Source organism: Mycobacterium sp. NGS68, from assembly GCF_059812195.1.
This window is the reverse complement of the sequence record NZ_JCALCE010000108.1, coordinates 1-206: the sequence shown is the minus strand read 5'-3', so window position 1 is coordinate 206 and position 206 is coordinate 1. Positions and strand designations below refer to the sequence as shown.

1 pseudogene is annotated in these 206 nt (G+C 64.1%); it reads left to right on the top strand.

The features are described 5' to 3' along the window. Window positions 1-206 (top strand): annotated as a pseudogene (locus AC5Y5V_RS31465) (serine/threonine-protein kinase PknD); the annotation flags it as partial.

The following is a 206-nucleotide window of genomic DNA, read 5'->3' as shown; positions in this document are numbered from 1 at the left end:
GCCCACGACACCGTCACCGACCGCACCGTGGCCATCAAAGTCCTCTCCGCCAAACTGTCCAAAGACGAAGAATTCCAACGACGTTTCCGCCGCGAAGCCCACGCCGCCGCCCGACTGGAAACCCCCCACGTCGTCCCCATCTACGACTACGGCGAAATCGACGGACGCCTGTTCGTCTGCATGCGGCTGATCACCGGCCGCGACCT